At 57.9% G+C, this 18380-nt stretch carries 18 protein-coding genes and 1 pseudogene; 11 read left to right on the top strand and 8 right to left on the bottom strand.

Annotated elements, in window-relative coordinates:
• The 4 genes and pseudogenes from VGK48_25385 to VGK48_25370 all read left to right on the top strand — a co-directional run.
• Positions 1 to 303: hypothetical protein (locus VGK48_25385; protein HEY2384524.1), on the top strand; the 303-nt coding region annotated here is incomplete at its 5' end.
• A gap of 27 nt (positions 304 to 330) precedes the next feature.
• A pseudogene (locus VGK48_25380) lies at positions 331 to 1485 on the top strand (DDE-type integrase/transposase/recombinase).
• A gap of 116 nt (positions 1486 to 1601) precedes the next feature.
• On the top strand, positions 1602 to 2438 hold the full coding sequence (locus VGK48_25375) for an AAA family ATPase (GenBank protein HEY2384523.1): 837 nt from the start codon (positions 1602 to 1604) through the stop codon (positions 2436 to 2438).
• Between the two features lie 35 nt (positions 2439 to 2473).
• Positions 2474 to 3412, top strand: coding sequence for an AAA family ATPase (locus VGK48_25370; protein ID HEY2384522.1), 939 nt, complete (start codon positions 2474 to 2476; stop codon positions 3410 to 3412).
• Between the two features lie 686 nt (positions 3413 to 4098).
• On the opposite strand, the gene VGK48_25365 is transcribed toward VGK48_25370, so the two are convergent.
• Positions 4099 to 4749, bottom strand: a complete 651-nt coding sequence (locus VGK48_25365; protein HEY2384521.1) for a fibronectin type III domain-containing protein — start codon at positions 4747 to 4749, stop codon at positions 4099 to 4101.
• A gap of 1141 nt (positions 4750 to 5890) precedes the next feature.
• On the opposite strand from VGK48_25365, the gene VGK48_25360 reads away from it, so the two are divergent.
• Positions 5891 to 6958, top strand: coding sequence for a LuxR C-terminal-related transcriptional regulator (locus tag VGK48_25360; GenBank protein HEY2384520.1), 1068 nt, complete (start codon positions 5891 to 5893; stop codon positions 6956 to 6958).
• Between the two features lie 276 nt (positions 6959 to 7234).
• Positions 7235 to 7987, top strand: a complete 753-nt coding sequence (locus VGK48_25355; GenBank protein HEY2384519.1) for a PEP-CTERM sorting domain-containing protein — start codon at positions 7235 to 7237, stop codon at positions 7985 to 7987.
• 50 nt (positions 7988 to 8037) lie between these two features.
• On the opposite strand, the gene VGK48_25350 is transcribed toward VGK48_25355, so the two are convergent.
• Positions 8038 to 8430, bottom strand: coding sequence for a DUF6152 family protein (locus VGK48_25350; GenBank protein HEY2384518.1), 393 nt, complete (start codon positions 8428 to 8430; stop codon positions 8038 to 8040).
• 196 nt (positions 8431 to 8626) lie between these two features.
• Here VGK48_25350 and VGK48_25345 point away from each other — a divergent pair, with 196 nt between their 5' ends.
• Together VGK48_25345 and VGK48_25340 are read left to right on the top strand one after the other, a co-directional pair.
• Entirely contained in the window at positions 8627 to 9025 is a 399-nt protein-coding gene (locus VGK48_25345; GenBank protein ID HEY2384517.1) for a DUF6152 family protein, read from the top strand.
• 9 nt (positions 9026 to 9034) lie between these two features.
• Positions 9035 to 9895 (top strand): hypothetical protein, encoded by an 861-nt coding sequence (locus tag VGK48_25340; protein ID HEY2384516.1) that lies wholly within the window; start codon positions 9035 to 9037, stop codon positions 9893 to 9895.
• A gap of 27 nt (positions 9896 to 9922) precedes the next feature.
• On the opposite strand, the gene VGK48_25335 is transcribed toward VGK48_25340, so the two are convergent.
• The 3 genes from VGK48_25335 to VGK48_25325 all read right to left on the bottom strand — a co-directional run bounded on the left by VGK48_25335 (position 9923) and on the right by VGK48_25325 (position 13016).
• Positions 9923 to 10783, bottom strand: a complete 861-nt coding sequence (locus tag VGK48_25335; protein ID HEY2384515.1) for a hypothetical protein — start codon at positions 10781 to 10783, stop codon at positions 9923 to 9925.
• A gap of 7 nt (positions 10784 to 10790) precedes the next feature.
• The gene (locus tag VGK48_25330) at positions 10791 to 12506 is read right to left on the bottom strand and encodes an MBL fold metallo-hydrolase (protein ID HEY2384514.1); all 1716 of its coding nucleotides are present in this window, start codon (positions 12504 to 12506) and stop codon (positions 10791 to 10793) included.
• A gap of 162 nt (positions 12507 to 12668) precedes the next feature.
• Positions 12669 to 13016, bottom strand: coding sequence for a hypothetical protein (locus tag VGK48_25325; GenBank protein HEY2384513.1), 348 nt, complete (start codon positions 13014 to 13016; stop codon positions 12669 to 12671).
• Between the two features lie 167 nt (positions 13017 to 13183).
• Here VGK48_25325 and VGK48_25320 point away from each other — a divergent pair, with 167 nt between their 5' ends.
• The gene (locus VGK48_25320; GenBank protein HEY2384512.1) at positions 13184 to 13849 is read left to right on the top strand and encodes a carboxymuconolactone decarboxylase family protein; all 666 of its coding nucleotides are present in this window, start codon (positions 13184 to 13186) and stop codon (positions 13847 to 13849) included.
• Positions 13850 to 13874: 25 nt separating this feature from the next.
• Here the strand turns inward: VGK48_25320 and VGK48_25315 are convergent, their stop codons facing one another.
• Positions 13875 to 15536, bottom strand: coding sequence for an ATP-binding protein (locus VGK48_25315; GenBank protein HEY2384511.1), 1662 nt, complete (start codon positions 15534 to 15536; stop codon positions 13875 to 13877).
• A gap of 90 nt (positions 15537 to 15626) precedes the next feature.
• Here VGK48_25315 and VGK48_25310 point away from each other — a divergent pair, with 90 nt between their 5' ends.
• Positions 15627 to 16664, top strand: a complete 1038-nt coding sequence (locus VGK48_25310) for an LLM class flavin-dependent oxidoreductase (protein HEY2384510.1) — start codon at positions 15627 to 15629, stop codon at positions 16662 to 16664.
• 87 nt (positions 16665 to 16751) lie between these two features.
• Positions 16752 to 17363: a hypothetical protein gene (locus tag VGK48_25305; GenBank protein ID HEY2384509.1), complete on the top strand. Its 612-nt coding sequence runs from the start codon at positions 16752 to 16754 to the stop codon at positions 17361 to 17363.
• 5 nt (positions 17364 to 17368) lie between these two features.
• Here VGK48_25305 and VGK48_25300 read toward each other — a convergent pair whose 3' ends face one another.
• Both VGK48_25300 and VGK48_25295 read right to left on the bottom strand, forming a co-directional pair.
• Positions 17369 to 17617, bottom strand: a complete 249-nt coding sequence (locus tag VGK48_25300) for a zinc ribbon domain-containing protein (GenBank protein ID HEY2384508.1) — start codon at positions 17615 to 17617, stop codon at positions 17369 to 17371.
• Between the two features lie 47 nt (positions 17618 to 17664).
• Positions 17665 to 18380, bottom strand: a 716-nt coding sequence (locus VGK48_25295) for a transporter substrate-binding domain-containing protein (protein ID HEY2384507.1), incomplete at its 5' end; no start/stop codon positions are given.

The raw sequence follows: 18380 nt of genomic DNA, 5'->3' as shown, positions 1-18380 counted from the left end.
GGATACTCCATTCTGCCTATACAAACCAGTATCCCTATCCCGCGGCTGGTCTTCTTATCCGATGTCGTCGTTCTGAGGGTGAGAATCTCGAGGCAAATTACCCTGACAGCGATGACGCAAATTATCGTGGCGCGTTACACCGAGGCGCATTGCTTTCTCTTCGGATGGCTTCGCATGCATCTGCTGGGATGGCCGTCTTCTCTGGCTCCGCAGGGCCGGCGCTTCAGTCTCAACTCCGCTGAGGGCGGCAGGGCGCAGGCTTTACACACCTCTTGCATCGACACGGAAAAACCCTCCGGTTAAGGTCCCGGTCCAGGAGGTTATTTCCGAATGGACGATTCCAAATCTGAAAAAATTGCCCTGTTCCGTTATGGTCTGATTGCCACTCTGGTTCTTGAAAAGCTGGCGCGCGGCGAGCTCTTGCGCCGCGCCCGTGAACTAGCGGCGCTGCGCTACAGCATTCCGGGCTCAGACCGCACCACCGTTTCAGTCGACACCTTGCTGATCTGGGCCCGGCGCTACCGCAAGGGAGGATTGGAGGCTCTCGGCGTGAAGACCCGCAAGGATCGCAGCCAGAGCAAGGTCATCTCCCCGCAGCTGGCGGCATTGATCGAGCGGCTCAAGCGGGAAAACCCGCACCGCTCCGGGACCACCCTGCTGCGCGAGTTGGCGCTGGTCTCCGGCGACACCAGCTCACGGCCCTTGTCGGCGGCCAGTCTTTACCGCTTTCTCAAAGCTAAAGGATTAACTCAGAAGCAACTGCTGGCTCCGGCCGCGCACAAGAAATTTGAAGCGGAGTTTGCCAACCAGATCTGGCAATCCGACATGATGTTTGGTCCCTACATCCCCCGTCCGGGCGGAGGCAAACAACAGGCGATGCTCTACGCCGTTCTCGACGATGCATCCCGTCTGATTCCCCATGCGCAGTTTTACGCCGATGAAGGTTTGGAATCCCTGCTCGATTGCCTGCGCCAGGCCGTCGCCGCCAGAGGCATTCCGGTCCGCCTCTATGTCGACAATGGCCAGGTCTACCGCTCGGCTCAACTGGCCCGCATCGCGGCCACGCTCGGGATTCTGATTGTCCACACCCCGCCCTATCAACCCGAAGGCCGCGGGAAAATCGAACGTTTCTTTCGCGGCATGAGAGAGCAATGCCTGGCCAGCCTCGACCTGAAGCAAATCTCCAGCATGGAGGATCTCAACGCGCGTCTCGACGCCTGGATTCAAACCGCCTATCACCGTAAACCGCATGGCGGCTTACCTCCAGACACCACGCCGCTTGCCCGCTGGCAGCGCGATATCGAACAAGTCCGTCAACTGCCGCCCGCCACCGATGTCCGGCGCCTGTTCTTCTTCCGCCTCGACCGCGTCGTCCGACGCGATTGCACGTTCCTGCTGCAAAAACGCTTCTATGAAGCCCCCGCCCATCTGATCGGCCACAAAGTCGAGATCCGCTTCGATCCCATGGACCCGGCCGAGGCCGACGTCTACTTTGGCGGCGTGTTTGCCGGCGCGGCCCGCCTCGCCGATCCCGTCGCCAACGGACTCTGGATCTCGTCGAAACCCGCGCCTACCCCTCCCGCTCAACCTACCGGCATCAAATGTCGAATTGCTTCTCCAGAAACGGGAGGGCGGCGATGTTTGAAACCTTCTTCGGTTTTAAGAAAACACCCTTCGCCTCCAGTCCCGATCCCAAACAACTGTTTGAATCCACCGCCTGGTCGCAGGCCAAAGCGCGCCTTCAGTTTCTCGCCGATCACCGCGGCGTGGGCCTGCTCACCGGCGATCCCGGCTCCGGCAAATCCACCGCCGCCCGGCTCTGGCTGGCCGGCCTCAATCCGAATCTCTACAAGACGATCTATCTCCACTGGAGCTCGGGCTCCGCTCTGGATCTGCTCCGCCAGTTGGCGCGCGATCTGGATCTGGAGCCCGCTCACTTCAAGGGCGATCTGGTCGATCAGATCGCCGAGGCCATCCTCCGTCTGAACAAAACCAAAAAGCAGCATCCCATTCTCGTCTTTGACGAAGCGCAACTGCTGTCCCATGCCGCTCTGGAACAGCTGCCTTTGCTTTTGAATTTTGAAATGGATTCCTGCCACTTTCTCACCCTGTTGCTCATCGGTCAGCCTCTGCTGCGCCGCACGCTGGCGCTTCAGCTTCATGAAGCGCTCCGCCAGCGCATCGGCGTGCACTATCATCTGGAAGGACTCTCCCGCTCCGAACTCGACACCTATATCGCCCATCAGCTCAAGGCCGCCGGCGTTTCCACTCCGCTGTTTGACGACACGGCCCGTCAGGCCCTCTACCAGGTCACCAAAGGCATTCCCCGCAAGGTCAATAAACTCGCTCTGACCGCGTTGCGTCTGGGGGCGCTACGCCAAGCCGCCACTATCGACGAAACCATTCTGGTCGATGCCGCCTCGGAGGCTCTGCTGTGAGCGTCTCCTCGAAATCCTCTCCCTCCGTTTTATCTTTGGCGGAATTGCTCACCGATCGTCACGCGCCCGAGCCGTGTCTGATTGAACCCGGCCTGCTGCCCTCCCAGGGCATTCTCTTTATCGGGGGAGAACCTAAAGCCGGCAAGTCGCTGCTCGCCGCCAATCTCGCTCTGGCTCTGGCCTCCGGTGGAGACCACGCCGGTTTCAACGTCCCTTCTCCACGGCGTGTCCTGATTTGTCAGTTTGAATTACCCACTCCGCAATTTGCCCTTCGCCTGGCCACCATGCGCAAACTCATCGGCAATCGCGCCGACTCCACTCTGTTTGTGGACACCCGCGTGGGCGGTCATCTGCTCAGCTCTCAAGCCGGCCTTGATCACTTCCTTCAATCGGCTCGTTCCGCCAAGGCCGAGGTCATCGTCATCGATCCTCTCTACTCCTCACACGATCAAGACGAAAACGACACCCGCGCCATGGCCGCTCTTTGCCAATCCCTGCTCCGTCTCCGTGACGCCTCGGGAGCCGCACTCATCATCATCCATCACATTAGAAAATCGGCCGGCCGTTATGAACTCGGCAGCGCGTTCCGCGGCTCTTCGGCTCTCCATGCTGTCGGCGATTCCTACCTCCTGCTCGCCAGGCCTTCCGCCGAAATCCCCGCCGTCGAACTCCGCTTTCAGTTTCGTTATGCCGCTCCCTTGCCTTCCCGAACGCTCGCTTTGGATACTGTCTCTCTTTGGTTTTCTCCCTCCGGCTCCTCTTCTGTCCCACCGGCGGCTCGCCGCAAGGCCGAGCCCGCCGATGTCGCCCGCGCTCTTGCCGACGCTGGCTCTCCGGCCGCGTTCACCCAACTCCGCCAACGCGTCATTCAATCCGCTCAATGCTCCAAACGCACGGCAGATCTGGCCATCCGCCGCGCCCGCGATGAAGGCTTTATCGTCCATGACGGCAGCCAGTACCGCCTGCCGTTCTGAATTGCCGGGGGTCGCGCCCCGGCTTTACCTGCCTGCTGGTTGAGCAGGTCCGAGGGCTCGTGGCGGCGGAGCTGGATTCCAGATCCCCTAACCTGAGTCTCTCCCCGCCGGTTCGTTTCATCGCGAATCGGCGGGACTCCTCCCTCCTCTCCTTCCCAACCACTGGAAGCCAGTTTCTGTCCGCTTCAGTTCCTCGGCATCAAGCGCGACTTCGGCCGCTCCCGGCGGCCTTCCTTATGGACTCCTACTCCCCATTTTGGGATGGGATACCTCTCCCCCCTACACTAGACACGTATCCTATCCCGCTCTTTCAACCACCCGGCACCTCTCGGCGCGAGCCAGCGCGATAAATTCAGTTTGTTTTATTGGGAGAACTTCAGGGGAGAAGACCGCGGCGCGTTACATCTCATGAACTGATTCACAGGGTTCCCAAAACCAACTACTACCGACTCAACAAAAAAGGCCAAACCGTGATGGCCACTGCCTTGCAGTTCCGCATCACCGATTTGGCCCTCTTGGATCTAGAAAAACTGTGTTAAAAAACTAAAACCTACGCCCTTGTTACACATAGCAGAACGCGAAAGGCACAAAGACATCGCGAATGACCTCCGTCTTGTGCTTTCTTGCTCCCTGATGTGCCTTTTGTGGCTATTCCCGTTCCCGTTGGGCAAGGCCCCGCAGCGCTGTTAAGCGGCGACGAAGGTCTTGGTATCCATCCAGTCGGTATAACCCAGCTTACCCAGCGCACGGATCTGGAACTGATAAATTCCGCCCATGGTCAGGCCGCTGATGGTTACCTTCTTGGGACTGGTTATGGTTACCGATGTCCAGGGACCGAGTGTCCCGCCCGCGCCTTGAAGTGCGTAATGCACCTCGAAGAGCATGGCGCCCGGCTGATTTTCGGGTTTGACCACCGCGTCGCCGCTGTTGGGCCCGCGATCAATCGAGCTGAACGCCGCTTCAGTCAACGGCGCCGGCGCAGTCTTTGTTTTCGATTGCGCCGTGAAGCCGCTGGTAACGAAGATCGCCATGTTGTCGTTGCACGCCGCTTCGACGCAATGTCCGAGCTGCGTGTACATCTTGATGACGACCCCACGTTGTTCATCTTTCGCGGAGGTGGCTTTCTTACCGCCGTCCTCCGCGTCGATGACCAACGCACTGAATTTATCGATGCCGGCCTTGTAAGAGACCAGATCGACCGGGAAAGTCGGAAATGCCGAGTTGTTCAGGAGGCCGTTGTACGCTGCAGTCAGCGCCTTCACGACATCCATATCGGCCACATCCTGCATCCCAAGCTTTGCCTTGATTTGAATCGGTGTCGAAGTTTTCTTAGCCATATTTCACCTTGTGTTTGAGTTTTGCCAGCCGCGCCGATAAAGGTCGAGAGACATGCGGCCGGCTTCTCTGTCTCTCCACATCTCGATACTTAATATTCCCTCTTACTGATGCTCATTGCCCTCTATAGGTAAAACGACGGAAACGGGCAAAACCTTACAAACTTTTTTGAAATCTCCGGACCCCGTTGCTCTCGCTGTTTCGATCTCAAAAATTCGCTCCATGCCTATAAAACCGGAAGGGGTAGGAAAATTCTCGCGATAAAAATCGGGCCGAAACGACGCATGCTCATCAAAACAAGTGCGTTAGGTGCAACGAAAAAATATTTTCGTCCGTTCTGAAGATGGGGTAATTTGTGACGGTCCGCATCGCAGAACCAGGAATTAAGGACAATGGCCAGGATTCTCCAACCTTGATCAGGATTTTAGAAACCGGACCAGGATTTTCCAGCCCTGACCAGGATTTTGAAAACCGGACCAGGATTTCCCAACCTTGGTCAGGATTTTGAAAACCGGACCAGGATTTCCCAACCTTGATCAGGATTTTAGAAACCAGACCAGGATTTCCCAGCCTTGGTCAGGATTTTTAGAAACCAGACCAGGATTTCCCAACCTTGATCATGATTTTAGAAACCGGACCAGGTTTTCCCAGCCTTGGTCAGGATTTTAGAAACCAGACCAGGATTTCCCAACCTTGATCATGATTTTAGAAACCGGACCAGGTTTTCCCGGCCTTGATCAGAATTTTGAAAAGGCAGTTTCACGTTGTCTGCATATCGCGGCCAGCGGTTCCACGCGATCGGAATGACGCTCGCTGGCGGCATACAAGGGCTTCAAAGGGCTTGTTTCTTACGTGGAGTCGAACAATTTCGATTCGCTTCGATCGTGTTATCGCATGGGATACCGCGGCCGCGGCCGGATGCGGGTGATCCGGATCGGCTGTAAATACTCAATACAGCGTTAGCCATCTTGTGAACAGTATGGCCTGGCCGTGGAAATGAACCGGCAATTCCCAGGTTCGCAGGCTGCCCGACACTCCGCGTTTGTCGCCGCATGTGCCGCCGACGTGCTTTCATTTATGCTCCGTAGCCGATTCGTTGTAGTCCCGTAAACCACGTGTTACCTTACCTTGCCAACCACACGTATGCGTAACACCTTATCGACCGACGATTTCACCAGTCTGCTCGATTTCCTTCACGACATGTACCAACTTCGTGAGTTGCCTGCTTTTCATCGGCACGCCGTTACGGCGCTGCGGGAACTGGCGCCGGCGGACGTGGCGGCGTACAGCGCAACCGACATGACCCGCACACACCCGACGGAACATCTCACGGATCCGGCCGGCGTCGGCGACGATGTGGCCGAAGGTTACGAAAAATTCGTGTACCAGCACCCACTGCTGCCGCTGTTCGATCGCGGGGCGCAGGACGTCGTCAAAATTGCCGACCTGTTGAGCCGTCCGAAGTTTCACGATCTCGGTATCTACGAAGAGTTTTTCCATCCTTTACGAATCGAACATCAAATCGCATTTACCGTTCAAGTCGACGCGTCATGGGTGCTTGCACTTTCCCTCAACCGTGCGATGGTCGACTTTTCCGAACGCGAGCGGCAATTGCTGGCATGCGCCAGCCCGCATATCCGTCAGGCATACAAGAACGCCGAGGCATTCACGTCGTTCTCCCAGGAGGCGCGGATTCTGTCTCAGACGGCGCAGCCTTCACAAAGCGCGGTGGTCACAATGACGCCCGGTGGACGCGTTCTTCCCCCCTCTCCACACGCAGAAGCGCTAATCACACGATATTTCGGAGCGCAGACTCGCCACACACTTCCGGACGGCCTGCAACGATGGGCGCAACGGCAAAGAGAGTTACTTGACAGCGGAGTTCGCCCGGCACCGTTAGTCATTGAAAAGGATCAGTCCCGATTAACCGTCAGAATGATGCTCGACGAATGGTCCACGCTGCTGTTGCTGACCGAGGACAGCTCGCATATTCGCCCCGAGGCATTGCGATCCTTCGGTTTGACAACACGCCAGGTTCAGGTCCTGGAATGGCTGGTGTTGGGGAAGACCAACGCGGAAATCGGCGAAATCCTGGACTTAAGCCCACGTACCGTCCAGAAACACCTGGAAAATATTTATCAAAAACTGGGCATTGGAACTCGCACCGCAGCTGTCAACCGCGTTTGGGAGATTATTCGTGCCCATCGTTAGCTTAGACACCCCGGAAGCCTTCGGTGGCCTTTTCCCGCTGTAGGCGCGGTCATAGACCGCGCCTACAGTCCACATCCGCCGTCGTTGATTTCCCGTTGGGCAAAGCCCGACTGCGGCCGCGCAATCCAGTCTCCGGATTGTGCTGAGACCTTCCCTACGCCGAAAGGCGTATTTACATAAATATCTGCTGAAAATACTGTTCGCCCCAGCTAAGGTGCGAAATCCGCGCAAAAACTTGTCGCCCGACACGAATTTCGTCGAATTTTGGGAGGGATTATGCTGAAGACTCGACTGACGGTACTTATGTTTCTCGCCGGCATACTGAGCGTAATGGTGATCCCGCTACCTGCCAATGCCGACCCATTGATGCCGGGTTCGAGCGGCACTCCGGATATCTTCAGCCTTGGAGGCTACTTTTCGGGCACAGTCCTGAACACATTCTCCACTCAGGGCGTAACCACCTTCACTTCCGGTAACGTAACCACGGATTCCACCTACTTTGAAATCATCGGTGAAGCGGTTTCTGACCCCAACAACGTTTTCTGTAACGGCTGCGTGGACTTCATGCTTCAGGTCTACAACGAGCGCGGATCCGCCGCTGACATTACGATGATCAATTGGGCCGGCTTCGGCGGATATAAAACCGATGTGGGATACGACATTTTGTCCGGAAGGGGCGGGAACGAGTGCGGCCCTCAGGACGAAGGCGAGTGCCAAGGGGACTACATTCCCGGCCGGGTGAGCTCCACCGGCGATGTGATCACATTCGACATGTTCACGCGCCCGCCGGACACAACCACCGGAATTGTCCCCAATGAGGCCACTCCCGATCTGGTGGTCGAGGTGGACAGCAGGAATTTTACGGACCCGAGTTTCACGGTAGTTAGCAGCGACAATGCAACAGGTACGATTTCGGTGTTCGGGCCTTCCGGTCCCCCCGTCTCTGCTGTGCCGGAGCCAAGTTCGCTCGTGCTGTTGTCCGGAGGCATCCTCGCTCTGGCAACAAGGCGCAAGCACGTGCGTCGCTGAATTGCTGGGAATTCATGGGTGCGCCCCTCCATGTTCATCCGAGGGAAAGCTTAAATCCCGACCACAAATGTGAACCGGCTCCCGTCGGGGAGCATGATGGATTTCGCGCAGGCGGAATGCTGGTTTTTGGAATGATCAGCGGGGGGTTTGAGGGATAGGCGTTCGAATGACAGCGTCGTTCCGTGAATGTGGGGATTGCTCCATTCGATGCGCGTGATGACGCCTTTCAACAGCACCGTTCCCGAAACGTCATATTGCGCGGCAGTCGCGTGGTGAGCCGAAGCGGTTGACGGCGTAGCTGCCTCTATCGCGGAACGGATTCCGGGATTTCTGTACCGTCGTGGGCTTGGGACCGGACCGCGAACCGGAAGAATGCGATCCCCTGTCTCGGGTGAACCGGCCTTGGCCAGTCTCCATGCCGCCTCTGTCGCCGGCCGAACCACGGTTGGTCCAAACGCGGGTCGTATCGAAGTGCTGAGGCGCGTTTCTTAATCGACCCCGCCTGGCCCGCCGACATTCTGAATCTGTCCGAAAGTGGAAACATTTCTGCGGGCTGCTCTCGCGGAACTCCGTTTTCTTCCACTTGTATTGCCTTGGTGCCGGCAGACGAAAACCAATAAAATACGGCCGGAGGTTCCCATGAGACCTTTCGCGCTGACGATTGTCCTGATTGCGGCATTGGCCGCGCCGCTGCTCGCGCATCACTCCTTTGCGGCGGAATTCGATGCCAGCCAGGCGCTCCGCGTCACAGGGTCGCTGGCCAAGATCGAGTGGACCAATCCGCACTCATACTTCTATATCGATGTGAAAGACGAGGCCGGCAATGTCACGCGATGGAGTTGTGAAGCGGGATCGCCGGGAGCCCTGTCGCGGCGCGGTTTCAGGCGCGGCGATATCAAGCTGGGCGACACGATGGTGGTCGACGGCTATCGCGCAAAAGACGGATCGCACCTGATGGACGCGCGGCGCGTGACGCTGCCGGACGGACGCGTCGTCTCCGGCGGTTCCGCGGGCGACGGCGGTCCGGGTAATCCATAAGGAGCAGCCATGCGGCGTATATCGATCTTCGCTGCCTACGCGGTTCTGGCGCTCGCGGGTACTTGCATCCTCTCGTCTGCCGCGTTTGCGCGCCAGGACAATCCCCTGACCGTCGATGACGTGAAGTCCGCGAACCCGAAGCCGGCGCCTCGCATGGCGGATGGTCATCCCGATTTGAGCGGTTACTGGAAAGGGACACGCCAGACGACTCCGGGTGGAAACATCGGGAAGGACCAGCCGGGATTTAAACTTCCGCTCACTCCTGCTGGAGAAGCGGCGCTCCAGCGCAACCTGACTGCGACGATCGATCCGGAGAGTTTGTGCATCATCGGCGGCATTCCCCGCCACGACGCAAGCGGCCTCCCCTTCGAGGTGCTGCAGGGAGCAAAGAAAGTCGCGTTCCTCTATTGGTACAGCTACTACCGCCTGATTCCAATCGATCCCAAGCGCAAGCATTCCGACGATCCCGATCCTTCCTTCTTCGGTGAGGAGCTCGGCCGCTGGGAGGGAGACACACTGGTCATCGACTCGATCGGCTTCAAGGACGACAAGGTCTGGATCGACGAGAATGCCAATCCGCACAGCGATGCGCTCCACGTTGTCGAGCGCTGGACGCGGCCGGACTTGAACCACATCCACGTCGAAACGCGAATCGAAGATCCGAAGTTCTATACGAAGCCGTTTACGTATTCACGAACGTGGGTACTGGGCAAGCCCGACGAAGAAATCGAGGAATACTCCTGCAGCGAAAACAACATCGATAAGGATCACCTCGGCTTCGGCCCCGGCCCGATCCGTCCGGATGGAACGCGCGGCTATATCGATCCTGCGCCACTGCCGCCGCCGATTCAGAAAGCGCAGGGGAAGTAACCGGGCTGACAGGGTGTGTTGAATACACTACTTCGGCGGAGGCGGCGTTTTGCACGACGTCGGATTCCACTTCGAGCCGTTCGGCTCGAGTTTGAACTGCGTGCTCGTATAGAACGGCTCATTGAGATATTTCGGGTCGTCGACAGTGGTGACGACGAGCAGCCAGTTGTCACCGTTCGGCGACTGCGGCAAGCGATTGAAATATTCGGTGATGGTGGCATCCTCGCTGTATGGCACGCCGTTTTTCCTGAGATATCCCGAACGGAAATGAGTCGTCACTACTTTCAACGACCCGCCTTGCAGCACTGCGGATGGCGGAGCCGGACCGCCGCGCAGACCCGCGCCGCCGCCGCCCGGATCGAGCGGCGCTGCATTCGCCGGCGTTCCCCGGCCGCGCTGCCCGAGAGCGGGCCCTTCCCATTGCGCGAGGGAAATTCCCTGCCAGGTCCTGTCCGCTTTCTCTGAAGCGTTCGGCAGTTTCGTTTTGTCGAAATTGAGAAGGCGGGTCTGTGTGCCGGCGTCGAAATCGACCTTCATGGTGTTGTCATCCTGCCAGGTGATATGGAGCCGTCCAGGCTCGCGCATGATGCCGCCGATGCCGAAGGCTTTGCACTGGACGCCGGCTTGATTGTCTTTATTGAGATCCCATGTATCGGCGGCCCGACGGCCTTCCGCGTTGAGCGGGATACTTTCGTAGTCGCCTTTGCGCGGCGTCATCATGCGATGACGCCAGTCTTCGCTGACGACCGCTACCCAGTAACCCGTGAAGTCCACCGGAGCGATCGCCTTCGCAACCGCCGGCGCTCCCCGCTGCCCGCCGCCTTGCGCCAATACAAAAACGGAAATCAGGAAGAATCCGGACACCGAGATCAACGTTGTACGTTTCATATGTCCCCTATTTCTTCCCGCTGACATCGTTATAGACGGCTTCGATGAAAACAGATGGATCCCCGTACCGCCCGTCATAATCCAGCGTGGGCTTCGCGGCCTTCACCTGCTCGAGCGACATACCGCGTTTGATCATGTCCTGAATGCGATCGCGGATGATGTAGATCATGTCGCGATACTCCACGACATCCGCTTCGTCGCTGACCCGGCCATGGCCGGGAATCACATAGGTTCCGCCGTCCTGCAGGTATTTCGGTACGGCGATATCGAGCATCTTGTTCAGCCCCTGAATAAAACCGCCCACGCCGCCGCCCTCTTTGGCATTGATTACGGGATAGCTTGTCTCCAGGAAAAGATCGCCGGAAACGAGAACGTCCGAGCCGCGGAAATAAACCATCACATCCCCATCTGTATGAGCGCGCGGGATGTGATAAACGAAAATCGCTTCTCCGTTGAAGTAAAAGTCGCGCTGATCTTCGGAAAATGTATTCAAGGGCCATTCAGTCGACGGACGGCCGGCATCGGTAATGAGCGCCAGCGTTTTCTCATTGGCGATGATCGCGGCAGGGTTGCCGTTTACCGTCATTCCGGCTTGAGAGATCGTGGCGTTTCCGCCGGTGTGATCAACATCCGCGGCCGTGTTGACAATCCAGCGGATGGTCTTTGTCGAGAGCTGCCGGATCGCGGCAAGAACTTTTTCGCGGTTCGCCGCCGATCCCGTATCCACGACGACCACGCCTTCATCGCCGATCTGCACGGCAACATTGGCGCCCGCACCGTACAAGAGGTAGACATTTCCTTGAACATGAAAGATTTTGACATCGCCCTGCGAAGCATCCGAGGCTGCAGCCGGCTTCACGGCAGTATTCGAAGCGGAGGTATTCACAGGTTTGGGAATCGATCCGGATTCGATTTTCGCCATGTACTCCGGATATGTGGACATTGCGCCACTGAAGACCGCATCGAACGGCAGGCCGAATTTGTCCGAAAAGTCTTTGATGAACGGATTCTTGCCGGGCAGGAAATGTGGCACCTTGTTCTTGTCCGTGGGAACTTCCATCGCGTATTCGCAGTTGTACAGCCAGTTCTGATTACCACGTTCCATCAGGACGAACTCTTCGCTGTTGACGTACGGTTCGGAGAGATAGACAGGATCAGTCGCGATCATCACGTGGGTCAGAAGGTTTCCATGCCGGATGTAGTGTTCGACAACGGTCGTCAGGTCGCTGCTGGGAATGCCGCTGCGCCGGTAGAATTCTTTCTTGATGTGCGTCGTCGTTACGGTCAGGACATCTCCATGCCATTCTCCGGTGGAGAATCCCATGAAGGTATGGGGTGCGTATTCGGGAGGATGCGGACGGCCGTCCATCCAGATCTTCCGGAACTGCTGATAGGTGCCGAGGAATTCGTTGTAGGCGATGATCTGCTGGGTTGCCGGATCCTTTTCTTCCCAGATGCGGAACTGCATCGGCCCGCGGAAGATGTGCGCGAGATTATAAGGGGCGCATTGATGTTCCAGCAGCACAACGCGGCGAACGTCGTAGGATTCGGCGTACATTCGCGCGGCGTCATTTAATGGTACACCGCTGAAATCGCCTTGCACATCGCCGGGAATGCGATCGGTTTGATCTTCGTGATACTTGCCGGCCCACTCGCCGGACAGCTCCATTTGCGCAAACGCAGGCGCAGCCAGCATCAGCCAGAGAAGAATGCAAATTCGCATAGGATCCTCGGCCCACAATAATAAGCCAGGGATCGAATGAATTTAGGGAATTTCTCTGACAATTGGATCATTGCATCATTGCAGGTTTCTTTATTGCTTCAAGTTGAAGAAATGAAGAACTGTCGAACTGATGCAATGGTCCAATAGCATTAATTTAAGGTGTTACCGCACTTCTTCCGGATGTTCATGCCGCCAATGCCAGTAGGCGGCCTGGTCCCTGCGGTTCAGCTTGCCAAAGCTCCGGTATTCGCGGTGCCGTTCTTTCAAATACTCGCGATACCTATGATCTTCATGGTCGTTCCAGACGTGATAGTCCCTGTGCTCCTTGTCATAGTACCGATGGTCGTCTGCTGGACTCGGTGCCGCGGCTCCCGCGGCGGCTGCGGCCGTCAAGGCCGGGCTGGCGGCGGCTGCCGGTGTGACGGCGACCTGTCCAAATGCCAGAGCGAGGCCCACAATGACCACTATCGCCGCCGATGGCATAATGAATCGCGCAATTGTTCGTTTCACGTTAAGCATAGACCCTCCTTGTCCTACATGCTGCAACAGTCCTGCCATCTGTAAAACCCTGAGGGGTGATGGCTTACGGAATGGCGCTTTTTCCTTGCACACGCCAGAGCGGAAATTCTTCTCGGTTCCGCTTTGATGTAAACTACGCGCAAAACGAGGGAGGGATCATGAAGTTCTACGCATCTATCGCGATTTGCGCCGCCGCCGCTCTGCTGTTGGGAACTTTTCTGGCCGGGCAGGCTCCGGCGCCGAATCCGCGGGACATCAAGCTCGTCGGCGACAGGTTCAAACCGCTCAATTACGATGAGATGACGCCGCAACAGAAAACCATGATGGACCACCTCGTCAGCGGCGAGCGGCGCGGCGCCAGCGGTCCTTTCAATGTCCTGCTGCGCAGCCCCGAAATGGGCGACCTCGCTCAACAATTCGGCGCATCCATGCGATTCCATTCTTCCATCCCCAAAAAACTGAATGAAATGGCGATCATCATGACAGCCAGGCACTGGACCGCTCAGTACGAATGGAACGCGCATCGCGCTGCGGCCGCCCAGGCCGGACTGAGCGAAGCAATCATCAAATCGATCGCGGCGGGTAAACGGCCGGAGTCCATGGACGCCGACGAAACCGTGGTCTACAACTTCACCACCGAGTTGTTGAAGACCCATCAAGTGAGCGATCCCATTTTCAAAGCGACGAAGGATAAGTTCGGTGAGCACGGCGTGGTCGACCTGATCGGCGTGATGGGTTATTACCAGCTCGTATCGATGCTGTTGAATGTGGATCGCTACCCGCTGCCAGCGGGGGTTAAGCCCGAGCTTCAGGTGCTGAAATAGGAAGGGAAATCTATTGGAAATTGCATCAAAGGCGGCGGTCGATAAACCCGGACAGGCTCGCGACAATTGTCAGAAGTTCGCCGGGCTCAACGGGTTTCGCGACGTGCATCTGGTAGCCTGCGGCGAGCGATTTCACGCGATCTTCGATCCGGGCAAACGCGGTAAGGGCGACGGCGGGAACCTTTCTTTTCGTTTGCCGCTCGTAGTCGCGGACACGCCGGATGAATTCGTAACCGTCAACCTCGGGCATGCCGACGTCGGATATCAGCACTTCCGGCTGAAACGACTTGTAAGCCTCAAAACCGGCATCGGCGCTTCCTGCCGTTTCGACAACGGCGCCGCACTGCTCCAGAGCGGTTCGGATCATGTCGCAAGTGTCCGCGTCATCGTCCACCGCAAGAACTTTGAGGCCGGCCACTTCCGGCGGGCATTCCAGCGAAATCTCGCTCCAGCCTGCTTTCGGATGAGCGCGCTCCGCCGGGAATTCGCGGCTGATGGGCATCAGCGGCAGATGTACCGTGAACGTGGCGCCTTTGCCTTCGCCTTCGCTCGTCCCCGTGATCGTGCCGCCATGCAATTCCACGATAGCCTTTGCGATGGCAAGTCCCATTCCCAGCCCGCCATGAGTGCGGGTCGTGACGGCTTCCGCCTGGCTGAATCGATTGAATATGTACGGCAGGAATTCCGGCTTCAGTCCGCGGCCGGTATCCGTCACGCGGATCTCGATGTGCGAATTCACCCGCTCCAGCACAACCTGCACGCGCCCGCCTTTCGGCGTGAATTTGATGGCATTCGAAAGCAGGTTCCACACTACCTGCTGAAGCCTTTCAAAATCGCCCACGATGGGTCCCGCATTGGAATCCAGGACCGTCTGAATGCGGGTCTGGCGGGCGTCCGCGGCAAAGCGCAGCGATTCCACCGCCGCTGAGATAACGCTCGCAGGTTGAACCGGACGGACGTCGAGCCGCAACTTACCCATGGTGATCCGCGAAATATCGAGCAGATCCTCAATCAACTGGGCCTGAGATCGGACGTTTCGATCGATGACCTCCATCGCGCGCCCCGACGTTTCCGGGTCCAATTTGCCGGCGCGAAGCATCCGGACCCATCCGAGAACGGCTGTCAGCGGCGTCCGAAGCTCATGGCTGATCGTCGCCAGAAATTCATCTTTGACGCGGCTCGCAACTTCAGCTTCCTGGCGGGCATGACGGGCTTCGTTCAGCGCGGCCTGCCTTTCTTCCTCAATCCGTTTGCGTTCCGTAATGTCCCGAAGGATTTTGGAGGCTCCGATGATGTTGCCCTGCCGGTCCTTGATCGGCGAGATCGACAGGGAAACGTTTAATTGCCGGCCGTCTTTGGCGATTCGGATCGTATCAAAATGCGAGACATGCCCGCCCTGGCTGATCTTGAGCAGGATTTCACGCTCTTCATCGTAAAGGTGATGAGGAATCAGCTTGTAGACCGGCTTGCCTACGATTTCCTGCGGCGTGTAGCCGAGTATCCGTTGAGCGCCCTCATTCCAGGTACGGATCGTGCCGTCCAGGGTTTTGCTGATGATCCCATCGTCGGCGGAGGCAACGATTGCGGCCAGGAAGAACTGCGCCATTTCTCCCTGCTCGAGCTCGGCGACGCGCCTTTTCAGGGCTTCGATCTCCTGCCCCAGATCATTCTGTCGATCCTTCGGCATATTCTGGCAGATTGTCTGTGCCGCCGGGCCGTCGATGCAAGAGCAAAATCCGGTTTGCGAACGGACGGGTCTTTTCCGTACAGTACGCGGATGGGCGTCGATTTTGGGCTTTTCGACTGGATCGATCAGGGAACAGTTCCCCTGCATCAGCTTTATGAAGAGCGGCTGCAGCTGCTGGAAGCCGCCGATACTGCCGGATTCTTCTGTTATCACCTGGCAGAACACCACGGCACAGCGCTGGGGCTCGCACCCTCTCCGTCGCTTTTCCTTGCGGCAGCGGCTCAACGGACGAGACAAATCCGCCTCGGCCCATTGACTTACGTGCTTCCTTTGTACGATCCCGTCCGGCTCGCCGATGACATCGCGATGCTCGATAACTTGAGCATCGGACGCCTGGAACTGGGAGTCGGACGCGGCGCCTCGCCTCATGAAGTCCGCTACTTCGGAATCGACGTGAGCCGTTCGCGTGCGATGTATGAAGAGGCGATGTCGGTGCTGATCGCCGCGATGACGTCCGATCGGATCAACTTCAAAGGCGAGCATTACCAGTATGAGGACGTCCCGGTCGAAGTTCATCCGCTGCAGCGGCCGTATCCCCCGCTGTGGTACCCGACCAGTTCGTTGGAAAGCATTCCATACGCAGCTCGTCACGGCTTCAATTTTGCAGGGCTGGGTCCGGCGGCGCATGTGCGGCGGCAGGTCGATAAATACCGCGAGGTCTGGAATGAACATCGGAACGACCCGAATCGATTAAACGCCCACGTCCGTTCGCCGCGGCTTGGCATCATGCGGCTGATCGTGGTCGCGGAGACCGATGCCGAAGGGCTGCAACTGGCCCGTGGCGCCCATGACCGCTGGTACCGGTCCATTACGAAACTCTGGCATGAAAACAATGATCACAGCATGGATGCCCGTTTTTCCTGGGAAAGCGCGGCACAGAACGAAACCGTTCTATGCGGCTCGCCGTCGCGCGTGCGCGAGCAAATGACCAGACTGATTGAGACAAGCGCCTGCAACTACGTGCTTTGCGTTTTCGCCTGGGGCGGACTGCCGCATCAGCAGGCCCTCAAATCCTTGCGGCTGTTCGTGGACGAAGTGATGCCTGCCTTTTCGGCGCCGTTACGATAGGCTGAGCCTTCAATAAGTTGCGAAAGAACGGCCGCGCACGGCGGATGAACAACGCAGGGCTGGCACGCAGGCTGCTGGGAAAGTGACATGCGGCGTTTTCTGTTTCTGCTATGTATCTTCGGCCCGTCGCTGGTCATCGCTCTCTCGATCTGGACAGTCCGGTCGATCAGGGCTTCGGCGGATCAGGTGGTGAACAGTCCAGCCCGCGTTGTGCTTCCGGCAGGCACCCGCATCCGCATACGGCTGGTCGGAGAACTCTCCAGCGAAACAAAGTCCGGCGACATCATGCAGGCGATCATCGCGGATACGGTTATGGCAGGCACCTACCCCGCGGTTCCAGCCGAGGCGCGGGGATTCGTGCGCGTCCTCTCCGTCGAAAAGCATCCGAGAGACGAAGGTAAAGTCACGTTGCGCCTCCTGAGCTTGATGGCGCAAAACCGTACGGTCCCGCTCCACAGCAGCCCGCTGACGACCGACCTGAAGCGCGCGTCGGACCTCTCTCTTATGGGACGCGCTGCCAGCGAATTGATCGGAGGCGCGCTTGGAGCCGCCGCAGGCGCGGAAATAGCCAGGAATCCGAGTGTGGGAGCGGGCGCAGTCGGAGAATTCGCGGCCGGCCCCGCGACCGAAGACACCGATAAGGATGCGCTCGTATTCAAGCTCCTCGATCCGATCGATGTGACCGGACTCAAGTGGTAGCCGCGTCAGTCGTCGTGGTGGTGAGCCGCCTTGTGTTCCTCGTACTGCTTGTCCTTGTGTACTGCAGTTGCGGCCTTCCGCGCGGCTTTCAAATGCGCCTGCTGCGTACCCTCAGAGCTCACTGAACACAAGGAAATCAGCTTGTCCAGCTTGGCGTGGCGGCATTTCGGACAGGCCGCCGCCGGCGCGGAAGGAATAACGAGGAATTCGAACTGATGGCCGCATTTCTTGCACTGATATTCGTAAATCGGCATAACGGGGACATGATACCGCATTCATAACGGAACGGCGCGGCGGCGTTTCACTTCACGTAACGTTCGACAAACTCTCTCAGGAATCGCGCTCCATTTTCGCGGCCGCGCGGCGTTCCGATGCACTGCTGTACCGACATGAAATGTCCATCGAGGATGCGGGCGCCAGGCAACTTCTCCTCGATTATCGATAACCACGGTTTGATTCCGGCCAGGACATCGAGTTTCTGAGTGAGGAAAACCTCATAAGAGGCGGGCATGCCTTGTGCCCGAACGAGGCCGGCGTGCTGCAGGGTACGGCTGAGAAACAGATCATAGGCGCTCTTGAGAGCGATGGCGATCCGCAGGCCGGGTTGATCCACCTCTGAAAAGCTTCGAATTGCGGAGCCCGGCGGAACAAGATAGCCAGCCTCGATCTGAAGGTATGGTGGCGAGAACAGAATGCCGCCGGCGCGTTCGGGCTCGTTCGCGAGGAATGCGATATCCCACACGCCGGTAGTGACGGCATCCGCCATCCCCCCGGCGGTTTCAAACGTGACGAACTCGATAGGAACGTTGAGGCTCTGCGCAATCTTGCGCGCCACATCCGGCGCGGCGCCGCGGGGCTCGCCGGTCGCGGGATCTTTTGTCGCGAGGACGAAATTGCTGTAGTTGATTCCGGCGCGAAGTTTACCGCCCGGCGCGAGATCGGCCAGGACAAAGGGTAGGAAGTTCGTCACGTTTTTAGCCGCAGATGACGCGGATGACGCAGATGGGGCGCAAAAAC

It is taken from the genome of Terriglobia bacterium, assembly GCA_036496425.1.
Taxonomy (GTDB): domain Bacteria; phylum Acidobacteriota; class Terriglobia; order 20CM-2-55-15; family 20CM-2-55-15; genus 20CM-2-55-15.
The sequence above is the reverse complement of the archived record's forward strand: the minus strand, read 5'-3'. Positions and strand labels throughout refer to the sequence as shown.